Source organism: Dapis brunnea BLCC-M229 (assembly GCF_050015995.1).
GTDB lineage: Bacteria > Cyanobacteriota > Cyanobacteriia > Cyanobacteriales > Microcoleaceae > Trichodesmium.
This window is the reverse complement of sequence record NZ_JBNHEP010000225.1, coordinates 37,233-54,580: the sequence shown is the minus strand read 5'-3', so window position 1 is coordinate 54,580 and position 17,348 is coordinate 37,233. Positions and strand designations below refer to the sequence as shown.

The window sequence follows — 17,348 nt, the reverse complement described above, 5'->3', positions numbered from 1 at the left end:
GTGTAGGCTCTGGTGTAGGCTCTGGTGTAGGCTCTGGTGTAGGCTCTGGTGTAGGCTCTGGTGTAGGATTTGAAGAATTTATAAGCTGAAAATCAAATTTGTAATTTCCTGTAGCATTGAATGACAAACGACTTTCATTATTGTTATCTAAAATTAACGTGTAGGTTCCGCTTGTTTCTAACAGAGCCTGAAGTCCTAATGATCGGAGATTTTCTTCGGATTCAACAAAGGTTCCATTAGGGTCGAATAAATGTGCTTCGAGTCGAAAAGGAAATCCCGAGTCAGATCCATTTAGGACAAATAAGTCTCCGGCTTGTGCTTCAAACGTATAAGTATCAATCTCCCCAAACAGATCAATACTCGCAAAATAGTCTTCATTGGGATTGATGGGAATCGCACCGATAGGATCGGGAATACGCTGAGTCATCAATCCATAGCCACCAGTCACCGAGCGATGATCTTGTCCAACTAGAATTGTATATGTACCTCCACTCAGATTAAAAATCGGAAAGCTTTTTCCTTCTTGTTTACCTACAAAATTATTCTCCAATCCTTCACTTATTAAAGTTCCATCAGGTCTAAATATTTCTAGATCTGGATAGATTGAAGGATCTCCAAAGCCAGAGGTATTCAGAAAAATTGTGTCCCCTTGCTGCAATTCCAGAGTGTATGTATCTTCTTCTCCGGAAATACCCAGATTACCGGGTACATAAATACCTACATCAATGGGAGTTGAATTAACTGGGTTATTGGTACGTTGAGCAAAAACAGCATAATCTCCAGTATCGTTATTATCTCTAAAATTGCTGTCTCTAACTAGAAGTTCAATAGTTGTATCTTCTGATGCCGAAATCTGATATTCAGTTTTGTCGTCAATAGATGTAGTAGTACCTTCAGTGCGTTCTAGGGTTGTAGTGGTTGGGTCGAAAAAAACCACAGTTTTGGGTAAGAGGTCATCAGTCTTTCTTGAGTCGGAAACAGCCAAATAAACTTGATCTCCCGCAGCTAGATCTAGTGTGTAAGTATCTTCCTCTCCAGGAACGCTGATTTCTCCAATAATTGGCACACCAAACGAGATTGAAGTCATAAGATTCTCCTGATGTAATTATTTGCAATTGTCAAGTCTAAGTAGATAGTTAACGGTGTTTGAGTAACAAGTTGTGACAAAGTGTTTCTGTATCTCTATCTATGGTGAAAGTTGCTGCTACTGCACCAACTTCATTAGGGGTTCCGGTTTGACTGATTTTAACAGTGGACATAAGCTTTTATCGTTTTTCATTTGAGCGATCGCTACTCCTAATAATAGTCATATTTCTCCCAAAGTTATGCACTTTAGCTATACCACAAATTAAGTCAACTACAACACATATATATCAGGATTTTCTCTATTAAAATATGTGGCTTTTAGGACTTAATATCATGTCCGGATAATCAGTGATAAAAAAGTACATGGTTTGTAGTATTGCTCTAGCCCTACTACGAGCTATAATTATAACTACAGGACTTACACAACACAACGTATTTCCGTCATTGCGACCGATAGGGAAGCAATCTCAAATCCCTGTTTTTCGTACCTTATGCGTAAGTCCTGTCTTTATAGCTTTTCGTTTTTCAAAAAAACCGGGATTTCACCTACTAGCGCGTCCAGACTAAAATTGTGGGTATAATCTCTCCCCTCTCCTTGCAGGAGAGGGGTTGGGGGAGAGGTCTTCATTAACTCGCTCTTTACCGAATTATTAATTATTAATTGTTAATTAAATAATTGTGGTTTAAAGCCTCCCCTTGGATAGGGAAAAAAGCGGTCGAGGGATGGCGAGGTTTCCTCGCCATATCCAATCGACCAAGAGAAAAGTGCTCTTGAATTTCGGGATCTTCAATTCCCGAGCGGTTTTAACCTTCTTGTAATTATCAAGTTCGCCATTATCAATTATCAATTAATGAACCACATTTTAAAGCTAGAGGCGCTACTACCACAAATTGAAGGAGAAATTAAACCTCCAGACTTAAATCGCGGGTAGCGACTCGCCTCAACTCATCCGGTTGTTGCAAACCAATACAACCGGGATATTGCACTCCAGGCAAAACTGTCACATCGTACAACTCAGTAATAATTCCTTCTATCCGCAACCAATGAACAATATCCCCAGTCTGCAAATCAATAATCTGCAATCCACAAAAAGCTTCAGCTCCCTTTTGTGCCAACCTTTCTTCCAGAGCTAAACCAGAAAAAGTCTGTTCTCTGGGTTTAGACAAACCCACCAAAGCATATTTTTGCCAGAAAGTCAACCCCCGCAAATATCCACCACAAAAAGCAACTGGTTGAAATTGCCCTGTTTTTACATCTAAATAGCCAAATTCTCCCATGCCGGAATTTAGCAACCAGAGTTTATCCTGGTAAAAACGGGGAGAGTGAGGCATCGAAAGTCCTGTAGCAATAATTTCTTTACTAGGCACATGGATAATACAGCCTCCATCGTGCCGTTTGTCTCTCCATCCATCCACCACATCCGACTGCCCACAAGCACTAACATAACCAGGTTCTCCGTCAATTATAGCCAACCCATTCAAATGACATCGGTCTTCCGCAGCAAGTTTAGATATAAAAGGAGGTTTCCACAGAGGAGCAAAACTATAGCGATCGCTCAAAGTAGCCAAACAACTAAACAGAGAATTGACAAAAATAATTTTTCTCTCTTTGCTACCCCATCCAGCAACCACAATATCGTGGACATCTATTTGGCCAGTCAGCCAACTGCGACGAGGAACATACATTTTGTCATGGTCTTGAAAAACTTGACCTTTTTCCACCATATTCTCCAACTGCCATACCTGGTAGCGAGTGGCGAGAGTTAGGGTATCGGTGGTGCTATAAAGTCCCATGGGGCGATCGAAAGTCCGCATAGTAGCAGATAAACTACCGTCAGGTTTAATCCCGATTAAAAATAGTCGATTAGATTGATAAGTAGTAAATGCTAAACTTACTTTCTCTACATTCAACCATTGGATAAACTGTTGAGAACCGAGAATTTCAAATGATGATGTTTTTGACATGAGATTTAATAGTCGTATTCCTGCTCTCTTCCTAAAACCTCGTATTAGGCTAAGTTATAGATATTTCTAGGGCTAAAGCCCTACTACAAACAAAAACTTTTTTATCACTTATTATCTGGATATCATATTAGACCTCTGGTGGAAAAGAGGTCGGAGGGAGTAGTAGGGACGTTGCATGCAAGGTCCCTACAGAGTAGGGGGAAATAATTGATGGTTTATACGTATGGGATTGATTTAATTTTTGATTATCACGCCTATGTCTATTAGTCTAGAAAATTCCTAATAAATGTAGTAGCGCGTCTGGCTTTAAAGTTTCAGCAACCCGGAAGACCTCTCCCCCGACCCCTCTCCTGCTTTTGAGAGCGCAGAGATGCTCCCCCTTCCCTACAAGGGAAGGGTGGGGGGTTAGGTTTTACCCACAATTTTAGTCTAGACGCTCTAGTAGTTTGAGCAAATTTCCTGACTCCTGACTCCTGACTCCTTAGACACAGCATCACAGTCAGCTAAATACCAACGCCACGGTAACTCCGTTCCTTTTGTAATACCAATACGAGTTGTTTGTACTATTCGCAAATTTTCTTGAAATTGGGGAGTGCGATGTTCTAACCACATTGGTTGCCCCACTTCTAACGGCAAACCATTCAAACTCAGGTCTATATTAAGTAGACGACAAAGTTTACCAGGTCCGGCAGCTAAATGAGAAATTTTAGATTTTGATTTTTGTTTTGGGATATGCTCCCACAACCAATCTGGCACAGACTCCAATTGTAAAGCTCTAATTAAGACAACACTAGGCACCCCATCTGCATCTGTCACAATATTCAGACAGTGATACATCCCGTAAATGAGAAAAACATAGCTTCTACCTGGAGGGCCAAACATCACCGTATTTCGTGGAGTACGACTACGATAACCGTGACAAGCTGGGTCTCCTGGTGCATAAGCTTCGGTTTCTACTATTGTGCTGCGGATAATTTGGTCATCAGATATTCGTCGCACCAAGGTACAACCTATTAATTCTGGGGCAACTTCGGGGGACGGGCGTTTTAGCCAAGTATTGTCTATAATCTCATTTGTTTGAGTAAAATTCATATAAAGGAGTTTGCAATTATGGATATCAAATTAATTCTAGTGGGATTAACTGTTTTGTTTACTATTGGTTGTCTGTTCTTTGGTACACAAAATGGGTTCTATGATACCGATGATTATCATGGAAATGGTTCCGCTCACTAAGTAGGTTAGGACTTACGCATAGACCATATATGTAGAGTTCAAAAACTATAGCGTTATAGTTTTTTGCACTATATGTAGTACCCATGGGTAAGTTCTGTAGGTATTCACTAAAGCGATGCAGAGCATTCTTGCTCAAATCTTTTACCTTTTCAATTTTTGATAATTTAGTTCTTGGATAGAACACTTGTCTATCCAAGAATTTTTTTTTAAATTAAATCATATAGTATTACCCATTAAAATTAGGACATTTTTCTATTCCCTATTCCCTATATTTGTCAATCAGGTAAATATTCAAAATCGAGACTTTCTGCAAAAGTAAAGGGAGATTGTTCTGGAAAAACATCAATTTTAATTCCTATTTCGTTAGCTGCTTTAAGCCTACTTCTTTGATAGGATTTATCAAATATTTCTGGCAAAAGTGGTTTAAGACTAGGGCTATCTTCCAGGAGTAATTATAGATAAATTCGCTGTTCAATAATGGTATTTTTCCAGCTTTCAGTTCTTTTTTATGGCTGATATTTCCACTTTTTAAGGTGCATTAATACAATAATTAAACGATTTTTTAGCTCTCGTTTTTGACTCCTACCGATACTTTCTATTTCTTGGATTAAATTAGGAATATCTATTTCTGTAAATTTTTCTGCTCTTAATAAATTGGCGGTTGTTTCTACCCACAGGAAAAAATCTTGATCGTAAAGATTTGGGGATGTTGTTTCTGTTAATTTAGTCATAATTATCTCACCAGGTAAAAGGTATAATATTATGTTCGGATAATCACTTATAATAAAGTTTTTGTTTGTAGTATAGCTCTCAGCCCCAACTTTAGATAGGGCTGAGAGCTATACTACGAGCTTTAATTATAATAACTATTTAACCGAAAATAATATAAAGTGTTATTAGGTTTGAGCAAATAATTAACTATGAATATATGTTCTAGAGTATTCATTCTTCTTCATCACTTCTAATACTCCCATCTAGCATAGTTGTATTATCAAAGATTGCGCCATCTAAGTTAGCATTATTGAGGTTAGCATTAGTAAAATTAGCATTAGTTAAATCTGCATCACTCAAGTCAGTATTTTCTAAATTTGCGTTAGTGAAATTTGCATCACTCAAATCTGCAACACTTAAATCTGCACCACTTAAATTAGCATTGCTAAAATTAGCTGAATATAATTCAGATTCAGATAAATCTATATTTCTTAAATCTTTACCACTTAAATCGGTTTCAGGACCAACAAACATTAATCCTGCTTCGTCAGGGTCAATATCTGATGGCAAATCTTCTGGATCTAAATAAAGAGCATCTTGAAAATTTACATCAGTATAGTTGGCGTCGCTCCAACCAGACATGGCTTTAATATGAGCATTACTAAAGTCAGCATTACTAAAATTTGAACCCTGAATATAAACATCATAAAAAGTAGTGTGACTGAGATTAACATTACTCAAATTACAATTGTCAAAATTAACTTCACTTAATTGAGCATGACTAATATTTGCATCAGTCAAATTACAATTATAGAAAGTTGATTGAAATCCACCCATTTGAGTTAAGTTAGCATTAGTCAAATTGGAATTGTCTATGATGCTATGGTCATAACTTGTATCTGTTAAATCTGCATTGCTTAAATCTAGATTTTGCCAGTTTATTCCTTCTAAATTGACCTGACTGAGATTAGCATTTATGAAAGTGGTATTTTCTACTTCTGTACTAACTAACTGAGCATTACTTAAATTAGTATTATTTAAGTTGACATTGTGTAATTTTGCTCCGCTCAGGTTGCAGTCGCTCAGGTTAATTTCTTCTAGAGAAATATTGCTTAATTCAATATATCTGAATTCCACACCAGAAAAATCTCTTTCTCCAACTTGATAACGTTGAATTAATTCATTGGTATCCATATTTTTTTCTCCAAAAGTAACTGATAAAATCATATCATATAGCATTCCTATTTTGGTTGTGAAAAAAAACTTTTGGAATTAGGCAATAGCCATAATAATTTCAGAGTTGTTATGTATTTTTAGATTTTTTACCGAATAATTAAGGTTTAAATCCTCTCCTTTAAAGGAGAAACAAGCGGTCGTTTGCGGAGCATGACCTAGGATGGGATGGCGTTTAGCTAACGCACAACGCGCGTTAACGCTTCGCGACATGAAAAGCCGAGCGGCTCTGCAAGAGTGGGAGACCTCGCCATATCCAATCGACGTTTTGTGGTGGTACAGAATACTGAATTATATCAACAGTAACTGAGTCATCCGTAAAGGAAATATTGGAAATTAGACTTGGATTACCAGATTCTTAGGAATAAATAGAAGAAATATCTAAAACATAAGAGATTGCTTCCTTCAACGATTTCCAGTCGCTGCGGACTTTACAGTTAGTGTTTATTCAGACATAATATAATATTACACAAACGATACAAAAGCACAGGATCTAATCACCTCATAAAAAAATATAGAAATACTAGAAATATTCCTTTAATTTTTAGTATTTATACTAATTTTTGCCAGAATATTTAGGGTATTGTTTTGATAAAAAAAGCATTTGTAGGAATCATTATTCTACTGAACAGCGATGAATTCATGCTATCTGATTCAAAAAGAAAAAACCGTCCGTAATGTACCTGTAAAAATCGTACCATTACTCTTTTGATTACTAGAATCAAAAACGGCTTGGAATACAGGAGAAATCTGAATATTATCATTCACAGCATAATTATAAAAAACTTCTAAATTTGTCTGAGTAGAATTGCCAATTTCATTGACAACAAAAGGCTGCCCAACTGCTACCCCAAAGCGATCGCCTCCTTGCAAAACATCCCACCCAGAAATACCAGCCATCCAATAATTAGGATTAATATCACCAAAATCTGTATCCTGATAACTACTATAACCATAGCGACCAAAGACAGCAAACTTGGAAGCAAAACCCCACTCAAAATTCACTCCTACCGCATCAAAACGGCGAGCAAAAACTCTGCCTCCACTGTAAATCAAACGTAGACTAAACCTAGACGAAGGATTATATTCAAACTCCACCATTCCTTGATGAAAACCGCCAAATATTCCCCGCGATCCCTTCCCGTCAGAATAAAGTAATGGTGTAAACCGAGAGACTGGCAAAGGACCTTGACCATTTTGAGAGGGGTTAGCTGCATCTGGGGCAATATACAAGGCACGAAGGTTAAAATCACTGCCTCCAGGATTCCATTCTAATACTGCCCCACCGCCAATGCCATCGACAGCAAATAAGACGTAGTTATAAATTAGGTTTCCTGTGGAAAAGTCGCGAAAGCTTAGATCGGAGTAGTTGTTATTATCTATATAATCCAAAGCTTCAATTAAAGGTCCTATAGATAGGGATAAATTTTCCACTACCTGAAAGCTGTAGAAGGCTCTGCCAATACCAATCTCATCATCTCGTGGAGGACGTTTGGAGAAGTCTATAATACTACCGAAAGTCGGTTCAAGTACGCCTGTAGCATTATCAAGAATGCCATTACTACCCGTATCGACTCGGACTTTTAATAAATCTGTGCCCCTAAAACTGGTATCAAAATCTAAAGCTACTCGATATAAAAATGTGGCTTGCGGGTTTTCATCTGCCAACTCTATTCCTTTAGGATTAATAATACGATCGCCATCAAACCCTCCAGCATTTACCGCAAAAATTGTCTGACCGTTTAATTTGGTGGTAGTGGAAAACTGCTGTGCTTCCAAAGCATCAACTCGGTTTTCTAACCCATCCGTGCGTGATTTGAGGTTAGCTATTTCTACCTGAAAGTCTTGTATAAGTTTTTCGATAACTATCAAATCGTCTTGTTGAATTAATTCTGCTTGACTTTCTGCCAGAAAACTTTCCAGAGTTTGCCAACAAGCATTTAAAGCTGCTGCAAATTCATATCTAGTTATGGCGCGGTTGCCTCGATAAGTATTGTCAGGATAACCAGATAGACAGTCATAGCGATCGCGCAAACTCAGCAATGCGGAATAGGCCCAATCAGTAGGTGAAACATCATCTAGTTGATAGACAGGTATTTGTTGGGTAATGGGGTCATTTGGTTTCGTCTCACTAAATTCTTCAGCATAGTTTTGAATTTGCCCCATCAACTCCTGGTTATCTTCTGTGGCCAGAGTTTTTCCACTGTTTAAAGATAATAGATTGATTAGTGTCAAACTGATGAGGATGAAACTTTTTTTCCTACCATGACTTTTGAATAATTGCAAGCTATTTCCCCCCTAAAATAGTTGATTCTGAAGTCAGATTTTATCAGAGGAGGAGTAAATTAGATCAAATCCGGTAGCATTGGTGTAATTAGATAAAGAGTGTGGGGAGGGTGGGGAGATTCGGAGATGGGGAGATGGGGAGATCTAGAAAGATTTGGTAATAGCTGAAGATGGAACATTTTTTTGTGGTGGTGCATTGTAATGGTGGTCTCTTGTAATTATTTTGGTCAAGAAACAGTGGGAGCATCCTGCTCCCTTGCTTAGAGTAAGCCATGCTCATATCTGCATCACCCCATCCAAATTTACCATTACTATGCAGGACTACCCATTTTTTTATGCTGAATTAAGCGGATTTCATATTAGACAGGACTTACGCAGTACAACGTATTTTTGTCATTGCGACCGACAGGGAAGCAATCTCAAATCCTAGTTTTTCGTATCTCATGCGTAAGTCCTGTTAGAGAAAAAAAATATAGTTTATCGAACCGAAATTGATATTAGAGAAATATGAAAAAAAGTAGCGACATATATTTTACTATATATTAGGAGTTAAGACTAGCAGAGAAATATTAGTTCTATTGCGTACTTGTTCGTAGGCAATTATTCCTTCCGTAAGTGGGTAAGTAGCGATCGCGACAGCGGACTGGAAGTCTATCGCTTCTGATGGGAGAATACCATTTGTTTCAAACAAGGGAGTTAGTGCTGCCAAAATTTCCCCACATTAAGTCACGTTAAAAGTTTGACTATCTACTCCAAACAAGCGCAACTCCCAGTGATAAAAATCCCGGAGGTCAAAAGAAACTTTCGCTTCTTTTGGTGGGGCACTAATAGCGACTAAACGACCTCTATGACCGAGAGTCCACATACTATTTTCTAACATAGAACCCCCCACTGTATCCAATACCACATCCACACCTTTACCTCCAGTAGCAGCTAATACAGCAGAATTAAGATTTTCCGTCGCCAAATTAATAACGATATCAACACCAGATGTTTCAACTATTGGATAATCTGATTCCCGTCGCACCGTACCTAAAACTTTAGCTCCCTTCCATTTTGCTATTTGAATTGCAGCTTTGCCAACCCCACCTGTTGCTCCCACTACCAAAATAGTTTCTCCTGGTTGTAAATTTGCTGCTTCAATCAAAGATAACCAAGCGGTAATATATCTGACTCCGATAGTTGCTGCTTGTATCATTGATATATTTTTCGGTTTGGGTTGTATTGCTGCCACAGGTAATATAGCGCTACGCATTAAGGTTAGGACATTTATAAATCCTCAAATCCTTTGATAGTCTCCTGTTCCCAGTTAAGTGTTCCCTATTCCCGATTCAAGTAGCGCTATACCAAATGAGAAGCATGAGAACCATCACGGATAAATCCAATATCGCCTCCTGTTCCCCAAACTTCAGTACCAATTAGATTTGGCGCACCCGGGACGACAACTCCTACAAAATCTCGACCGGGTGTGCGTGGGAGAGTTGTGTTTTCCATAACTCCCAAAATATTTTTCACATCACTGGGATTAATAGATGCTGCATGAATTTCAACCAGCACTTCACCAGGTTGCAAAACGGGAGTGGGAAGTTATTCAAGTTTAAGTTGAGTCGTCGGAGATCCGAAATTGTCAAAGCGAAGCGCACGCATAATTAAAATTCCTGTTTATTTTGTTGTATAAAAGTGTAGGTTTAGGGTAGGAGCAAAAATTCCAGAAAATTAACAAAGTAAATCCTCTAAAGAAAAGAAATCTATCACATGGGGACAGGTTTCTTTTTTGATCTGTACATAATTCCGCCACAAATTCAGCTCACTATCACTCAAATAATTTTTCCAATCTCCTACAATTCCTTTGCGTATATGTGCCTTAGATGGAGTATTTTTATCACCAACTTCTTGAGAAACTAAAACATCAGATAAGCTTCCATTTTTCTCAATGTGTCCCTGATTAGATTTTTCTTTCATCTTTGTAAAATTAGTAGCTCTAGATATTTTTTCAGCATCATAGGATTCAACTCCAATAAACTTAGCAAGTTCATGTATAGCGGAAATAGCATTATCTTTTTTCATGTCTTCATACCTTAAAAATAATGCCTCAATTTCTCCTTCTTTAGAAGCTTTCAGAAATTCTTCGTGATAGTCAAACCAATCACCGCACTCAAATTTTCCTTCTAGCGCTACTTTAGAAAAGAAATGATGCCAAGATCCGTTATATTCAAAAACTCCTTTTCCTCTAACATGATGCCATGCAGAAACAAACGTATCTAGAGGATGTCTTAAAGATTGAATTATTCTTGCTGGTTGTTTGATTAAACCTACACTAGCATGGGATTTAAAAAATCGTGGGGATGTCGCCCCCTCAAACTTTGAAAATATTGAACGCCAGTTTTCTGTACTTGCTGCCATATCTAACCAAGGACAAAAAATTTCTGCACAAAAACCTAGTGAAATACCTTTTTCACAAACTTTTTTTACTAAATGTCCAAGTATTGATATAGTCCAAGTTGTACCAGACTTTGGATAAGTTGCTACATAAATATCACCATCTCTAGGCAAAAAATGATTAAATACATTTTCCATCCCACTCTTTGTAATAATAGTGCAGGTATAAAAATTTTCTATTGCATTTACATCAAATGAACGGGGTATACAGTTCATTTTTGGGTCAGAAGCTTGAGATAAATTTGCCGAAATCTGTAGTTCAGAAGTTTGAGATAAATTTACAGACATAGTCAATCGGGATAAGTGAACTTAGTAACTTATATCATGTCCGGTTAAATATTTAGGGTTTGCGCTCAAAAGTCTTTTATAGCACTACTTGAATCGGGAATAGGGAACACTTAACTGGGAACGCTTAACTGGGGAAAGGGAATAGGGAGTAGGGAGTAGTAATTCTCGTTCCGTAGGAATAGATAAAGAAGAAAAACAACTGTACCTCACTAATTTGAGAAACGCTATACCTATTATTACTTCTTTACCACTAGGGAAAAATTATGTTGATAATTAACTACTTTTCTCCAAAAAATGCAGGATAAACAAAAGCAAAAGCAGTGGAACTAGGAATAGTCGTACTATCAAGTTCTTCAACAATAACAGTTTCCATTTGACTATCCCATTTAGCACGAATTTCTCGCCCATTAAACTCTACAACTTTTTCCCCTAGTTGCTTCATTTCTGAATGTAAAAATTGAACACTAATACCAGAGAAATAATTTTGAGGTATTTCTCGATCTGATTCCCAAACATAGCTAATAATAGACTTAGGATGTTCTCTAAGTTGGCGTTGATTTCTCACAGGAAAAATTAACATCTTATCGGTATAGTAGCTACCGTAAGGATAATTAAAATAGTCACGTTTATAACCTGTATCTGTAGAGAGAATTTTACTATTAGGATGTGCTGCTAACCAAGCACTAAGAGTAGTTTTTATAGCAGGAATTCTCTTTAAACTACGATTAACATCTTGACCAATAATACCAATAGCCCAAGGTTGAGCATAAAGAGTATCATTGGCACGGTCATACATTACCAAACAACTTTGATAAAGTTTGCCAGAAACTCCATAAGTTTTACTGCCACGTTCAAATGTTACTATAGTGTCACAGAGAGGGCAATAAGAAACAGTAATATTAACTCCTCCTACTCTATCGTTAACAATTTCGTGCCAGTTCATAATGCCAAAAGGATAAGCAACTGCCTCACCATTTATTTCGATGCCAATCACTGTTTCATTAGCAGAAAAAGCTGTTGTTTTAGCAGTATCAAATTTGGGATTATCAATAGAAGGTATACCATTTTTTGGCGGTCCACCATCTAAAAGTTGAGCTAAATTAATGCGACTATATTTCTGAGGGTCAAGATCGAGATTTTGTGCTTGAACATATTGGTGTTCTCTATTTTGATTATTGAGATATTGTGTGAGATGAAAATATTGAAATTTAAAGTTATCTAAATTACCAGCTTTGGCTAGCATAGCACTCAAACCCAAGCTGGCAAATAAAGCAGTATTAATGATGATTTTAGTTAGTGTTTTCATAAGCTATTTAAATCAGTAATAAACAAGGAAAAATTAGCTATAAATTATGCTATACTTGCAGAATAATTCCGACTTTATGAGTCAGTCTTGGATAGTTAGTAGACACAAATATATTACTCTAAAAATCATGGAAAATATAGCAGATTTAAACTTGATAAAGTAGATAAAGTAAATTAGGGTAGTTGTCCTGGTAATTTAGTTATTAATTATTTATTAAATCAATTCTCTATGAAGTGGTACTTAATGTTTAGATATTCCCAAACCGTGGGTCCGGAAAAAGTATATTTAATACTAAATCAGTTCATAAAATTGACATCCTCCCCTGGTCAAAATACCTGATGGTGTGAAATTCTCATCAATCAATCAAATAAACTAAGCTGCTTGGAATAACTTGAACAGGTTGATACTTCCATCGAGCATGATCTAATAGCAATTTTAAAAAAGAATGTTACGAATAATAAGCACTATTAAAAGACTTTATTGGAAATGTCTATTTGACGAAAAATATAAGTTACAACATAAAAAATGGTATCAAACCTATTCATTCTGAGTCATGACTCCTAACTTATAAGAAATAGCCTAGCTATTTTTAGCCAACATTTATCAATTTGGTATAACTTAATCTGCAAACTGCTATATAGCAATTTCCATCCTGGTGAGGTACAAAATTCCTTTGTTTTAGGGAACAGGGAACACTTAACTGGGAACAGGGAATAGGGAATAGGGAATAGAAAAGAAATAAAAATAGGTGTACCTCAATTAGCCTGAGAAACGCTATATTAAGAAGTTTGATATTTTAACTAGCTATCAGCTAAAAGCATTTCCGTACTGGAATGCTCCGTAAACAGCTAGCCTCCTGGGTCGTAACTTCGGCCTTCAGCTTTTTGAGCGATTGTTAAGATCCCCTGCTTCTATCAGCAGGATTGTTGAGTCGGGGTTTAAATCCCCTTAATAACTGATTAAAAATAATCTTGCTGACTGCTGATTGCTGAGTCCTAACCGCTATTTTAAGCGTGGTCTACATACCTTAAATTAAACTGAGTTCAACATTAACTTAAGATAAATAATTACTATAAAAAAACTGAAACTTTTACCCTTATTTCCTTTTTATAGAATCTTTTATACACAACCAAAATATAAATGCTATAGCGTTTATAAACAAGGATGAAATACACTTTTTTTTCTTATTTATTAGAACTGACTTACCTAATAACGATTTGATTAATGTTTGTTGCAAATGGTAGAAGTAAGGAAGAATAACGAAGGCTTTAGTTATATAGGAGAGAAGGGGAAAATGATAGATATAGCTATCTAAAATGAACTGGAGCAGCTATTTTTCAGCATATATAGCAATCCGCGCATAGGTTGCGGGTAATCAAAAAGTAAATAAAAAAACTGAAGCTTTTACCTGTTAAGAGTTAAGTGTTCCCTGTTCCCTAAAAAGCAGTAAGATTTTTAACACGAATAAAATAGGATTGCTATATGATCGAGATGTACCTTTTTGTAGCATTCTTTTTTCAAAGTAGTATAATCACTTTTTTCAACCGGGGTTAAATCCCCAATTGCTAAAAGTTGGATGGTTAGTATAATACCAATTTGACAAAAGAATGTTATGAATAATTAAGTGTGATTAAAAGACTTTATAAGAGATGTCCCTTTGACAAAACGGTGCGACCCCGCGCCGTCTCACCGCGCAAACGAACCCTCTCTTGGTCAATTGGAGGCTAGCGTTTCGCTGCGCGACATGAAACGCGAAGCGTCCCGGAGGGAACGGAGACCTCGGCATCCCATCCTTCGGAATGCTCCGCAAATGACCGCTTTTTCCCTTTTATTGGGGAGGCTTTAAAGGGTGAATTATTTAATTAATAACTATTAATTATTAATTATTCGGTAAGGATATTGGTTGCTAAATCAATTTCATAGTCAGGAGGTAAAGTGAAAAAATCATTACTTGTTTACCACTAACTAATTTTCTACCTCACCAGTATGATAATTGCTATATATATTCAATGATTAACTTTTTATTTCAAAATAAATTATCTAATCAACTCCCATCCATCTAAACATAGAAGCAATTGCTTTATCAAAGAAATTATTGGGTCTTTCTTGGAGCAATTTATGTTGTGCTAAATCTCTTTCTAACTCCAATTCAGCAATTAATTTTTCTCCTTCCTGTTCCCTAATTAATGGAATTAAATAATCATGGGCTAATTGATAATTATTTTCTGGTAAATCTGGCAGTAGTAAAACAAGTCCCTGGGCAACTAATACATCTAAAACTAAATCTATTTTACTGGTTTGTGTTGACAAATATGATGCTAATTCAACAGAAGTTTTGAGAGGACGAGTACCATTTTCATTGGTTAACAAGTATAAGACGAGTGTGGCTGTTTTTTCATTGAGAAAACCACAATCTTTAATGGCTGTATCTAAAAATTTTTGCCTCAATTTTTGCAGTGGATTATCTCCTAGCTTCTGGTATTTTTTAATATTTAAAATTTCTTCTGTTTGAAGTTGACTACCTACTACTTGTAATTCAATTGGACGTACTGTATTTTCTGTCGCACTCAAATCTTTTACCACTCGCTCAATTAAATCTGATTCCCAATTTAATTGAGTGATTTCAGTTAATTTTTTGATTATTTCTTGAGTATGATTGGCTGGAAAATTATTTATGTAGTAAAGAGTTTCCTTGGATAAAATTTCATGGTTAATTATTACTTCTAAGTTGGTCAGGCGTTCCCACTCTAATAAATAATGTAAATAATCTGTTTGAATGGATAAAATTACTTTGACAGAATTTAAACTTAAACAATTACGCAAAAATTGATAAAGTGGCAATCTTTGAGTTATTTTTGGACAAACAGTAAATAACTCTTCAAACTGGTCTAAAATTAATACTTTTAAATTATTTTTTTGATTGTTTTTAACCAATGTCTCTAGTACATATTCCAGATTCCAAGTTGTGGGGTCAGGATTTCTAATCCAATCAGTATTAACTCGCAGTGGTATGGGTATAATTAGTTGATTATCGTCTAATTTTTCTTGGAGTAAAGCAGGTATTAAGCCCCCATTAAGTAAAGAACTCTTACCCACACCAGATGCACCATATATTACTATTAGTTGATGCTCTTTACTTTTGATTCTTGCTACTAATTTATTGACATCTTCTAAGCGACCGGAAGCTTCAATTTCTCTAGCAACTATGGCGCTACCATTAGAATCTTGTTGTGCTTGTAATGGATTTATACCTACAAAAGTTCTTAACCCATACTCATACTCAATTTTTAATTGTTCTTCTTTAATTCTGGCAGATTTTCCATATTTATCTTGTTCAAAATAAAGCTTTCTTAATGCTTTTAATATGGAAAGATAAGATTGCAAATCATGGTATGGGTTGGTTTGCCGTCGCGCTTTTTCTAGTTGATTAATAGTAGCTTGCCACTCATTCAAATTCTGCTGAGATTCAGTTAAAATTGAGAGGTAAGAATTTTGATCTTGCCCAATTTCTAGAGGGTCTCCCAAAGACTGATTTTGAATGGCAACTGCTAACTCTGCTAATTGACTAGCATGTGCCCATTTTGATTCATGCATTGCAGCTTCAGCTAAAAATCCGTAATCTTGAGCAATTTGCTCTTCTTTACCATAAGTTAGATGTAAATCTAAAGCCTGTTGAGCAAGGTTATATAAATCGCTCCATGCTTCTAATTTTTGTAGAACTTCTCCTTTTTTACCAATAAATTTAGCTACTACCTCTTGCCGATCTATTTGACTAAATAAGTCTAAGCTTTGCTGGAAATTATCTTGTGCTTGCTGCCAATAATAATTTTTTTGTTTTGACTCGGTATTTACAGTGCCTAAATGATAGTAACATAATCCTATATGGAACTGGACTGCACCTAATTTTTCTAGCTGATTATTCCTTTGTTGAGTTGCTATTTCTCCGGGTAAAATTTTTGTACCATTTTGCCATATTGCTTGACTATTTTTAAAATTTGTTAATGCTGGCTCTATTTGACTATTAGCATAATTATATCGACCAAGAATAAAATCTATATTCGCTGTTTGAAGAGGTAATAATTTCTGTCTTTTGTAGTTAATCTGTAAATCTTCAATAGCTGTTGCCAGTAGTTGACTTTCTCTGACACTCAGAATATCTGAGTTATTTTGAAACTGAATAATATTAGGGTCGAAAATATGAGCCAATATTTTATTGGTACAATCTTCAATTATATTAATAGCTGTAAGAGAATTAGATGAAGTTAAATTTTCTGATTTTTCTTGATATGTCATATCTTAAATTATTAATTTTTAGTAATAAGTAAAAGAGTCTCGATCGCTCTACTCCTCCGTCAGACATAGGAAGTCATCCCTCAGAAGTTTTTCAGAAAATTGAAAAGAAAATTTTACTTTCTATTTCCTAGGCGTTGAAATAGAGTTTAAGACCCCTAAAAGCCAAGTCAGAAGGCGCAAAGTTTTCCTAAATGTTCAGTTTTCGGAGTCACTAATTTTCTAACTAATTCTTAATTAGTTCCGACTTTCCTGCGGAATGCGGAGCTAACACACTTCAAACTTCTAACTTCATCTTTCCCCCACTATAAATTTCATTTGAGCGGATTAAAATTAGTGGGAGGTTGAAACTCCCACTAATTTTTATTTCTGACTTCTGAGTGCTGACTTGATCAATCCTCTTTGTCAATTCTGGGAGTTACTTTCAACCTTAATTCATTTTAGCACTTGTGAGCATTATAAGTAAATGTCAAGATTTTTTAAGGGGTTATACAAATCCAATAGTATCAGT

The 17,348-nt window shown here is 36.1% G+C and carries 12 protein-coding genes and 2 pseudogenes; 1 reads left to right on the top strand and 13 read right to left on the bottom strand.

From position 1 onward, the window contains the following. The 4 genes and pseudogenes from ACP6PM_RS25630 to ACP6PM_RS25615 all read right to left on the bottom strand — a co-directional run. Positions 1 to 1,087 (bottom strand): annotated as a pseudogene (locus ACP6PM_RS25630) (hypothetical protein); the annotation flags it as partial. 49 nt (positions 1,088 to 1,136) lie between these two features. Next, the gene (locus tag ACP6PM_RS25625; protein WP_426589680.1) at positions 1,137 to 1,259 is read right to left on the bottom strand and encodes a hypothetical protein; all 123 of its coding nucleotides are present in this window, start codon (positions 1,257 to 1,259) and stop codon (positions 1,137 to 1,139) included. A 730-nt stretch (positions 1,260 to 1,989) separates the two neighbouring features. Continuing rightward, entirely contained in the window at positions 1,990 to 3,051 is a 1,062-nt protein-coding gene (locus tag ACP6PM_RS25620) for a TIGR03032 family protein (RefSeq protein WP_426589678.1), read from the bottom strand. A gap of 438 nt (positions 3,052 to 3,489) precedes the next feature. Next, the gene (locus ACP6PM_RS25615; protein ID WP_426589676.1) at positions 3,490 to 4,143 is read right to left on the bottom strand and encodes a DNA-3-methyladenine glycosylase; all 654 of its coding nucleotides are present in this window, start codon (positions 4,141 to 4,143) and stop codon (positions 3,490 to 3,492) included. 18 nt (positions 4,144 to 4,161) lie between these two features. Between ACP6PM_RS25615 and ACP6PM_RS25610 the strand changes: the two genes are divergently transcribed. After that, the gene (locus ACP6PM_RS25610) at positions 4,162 to 4,284 is read left to right on the top strand and encodes a hypothetical protein (RefSeq protein WP_293110764.1); all 123 of its coding nucleotides are present in this window, start codon (positions 4,162 to 4,164) and stop codon (positions 4,282 to 4,284) included. Positions 4,285 to 4,559: 275 nt separating this feature from the next. Here the strand turns inward: ACP6PM_RS25610 and ACP6PM_RS25605 are convergent. The 9 genes and pseudogenes from ACP6PM_RS25605 to ACP6PM_RS25565 form a co-directional block, all read right to left on the bottom strand. Beyond that, a pseudogene (locus tag ACP6PM_RS25605) lies at positions 4,560 to 5,015 on the bottom strand (DUF29 domain-containing protein). Positions 5,016 to 5,226: 211 nt separating this feature from the next. Further along, positions 5,227 to 6,189: a pentapeptide repeat-containing protein gene (locus ACP6PM_RS25600; RefSeq protein ID WP_426589674.1), complete on the bottom strand. Its 963-nt coding sequence runs from the start codon at positions 6,187 to 6,189 to the stop codon at positions 5,227 to 5,229. Positions 6,190 to 6,882: 693 nt separating this feature from the next. Further along, the gene (locus ACP6PM_RS25595) at positions 6,883 to 8,514 is read right to left on the bottom strand and encodes an iron uptake porin (RefSeq protein ID WP_426589672.1); all 1,632 of its coding nucleotides are present in this window, start codon (positions 8,512 to 8,514) and stop codon (positions 6,883 to 6,885) included. A 535-nt stretch (positions 8,515 to 9,049) separates the two neighbouring features. Continuing rightward, positions 9,050 to 9,223, bottom strand: a complete 174-nt coding sequence (locus ACP6PM_RS25590; RefSeq protein WP_426589670.1) for a hypothetical protein — start codon at positions 9,221 to 9,223, stop codon at positions 9,050 to 9,052. A 12-nt stretch (positions 9,224 to 9,235) separates the two neighbouring features. Next, positions 9,236 to 9,769 (bottom strand): quinone oxidoreductase family protein, encoded by a 534-nt coding sequence (locus ACP6PM_RS25585; RefSeq protein WP_426589669.1) that lies wholly within the window; start codon positions 9,767 to 9,769, stop codon positions 9,236 to 9,238. A gap of 86 nt (positions 9,770 to 9,855) precedes the next feature. Next, positions 9,856 to 10,071: an alcohol dehydrogenase catalytic domain-containing protein gene (locus ACP6PM_RS25580; RefSeq protein WP_426589667.1), complete on the bottom strand. Its 216-nt coding sequence runs from the start codon at positions 10,069 to 10,071 to the stop codon at positions 9,856 to 9,858. Positions 10,072 to 10,230: 159 nt separating this feature from the next. Next, a complete protein-coding gene (locus ACP6PM_RS25575) occupies positions 10,231 to 11,241 on the bottom strand; it encodes a sulfotransferase domain-containing protein (protein WP_426589665.1) in 1,011 nt (336 codons plus the stop codon). Between the two features lie 277 nt (positions 11,242 to 11,518). Then, entirely contained in the window at positions 11,519 to 12,547 is a 1,029-nt protein-coding gene (locus tag ACP6PM_RS25570) for a DUF3179 domain-containing protein (RefSeq protein WP_426589663.1), read from the bottom strand. Between the two features lie 2,040 nt (positions 12,548 to 14,587). Then, positions 14,588 to 16,840, bottom strand: a complete 2,253-nt coding sequence (locus ACP6PM_RS25565; RefSeq protein ID WP_426589659.1) for an nSTAND1 domain-containing NTPase — start codon at positions 16,838 to 16,840, stop codon at positions 14,588 to 14,590. Positions 16,841 to 17,348: the final 508 nt, after the last annotated feature.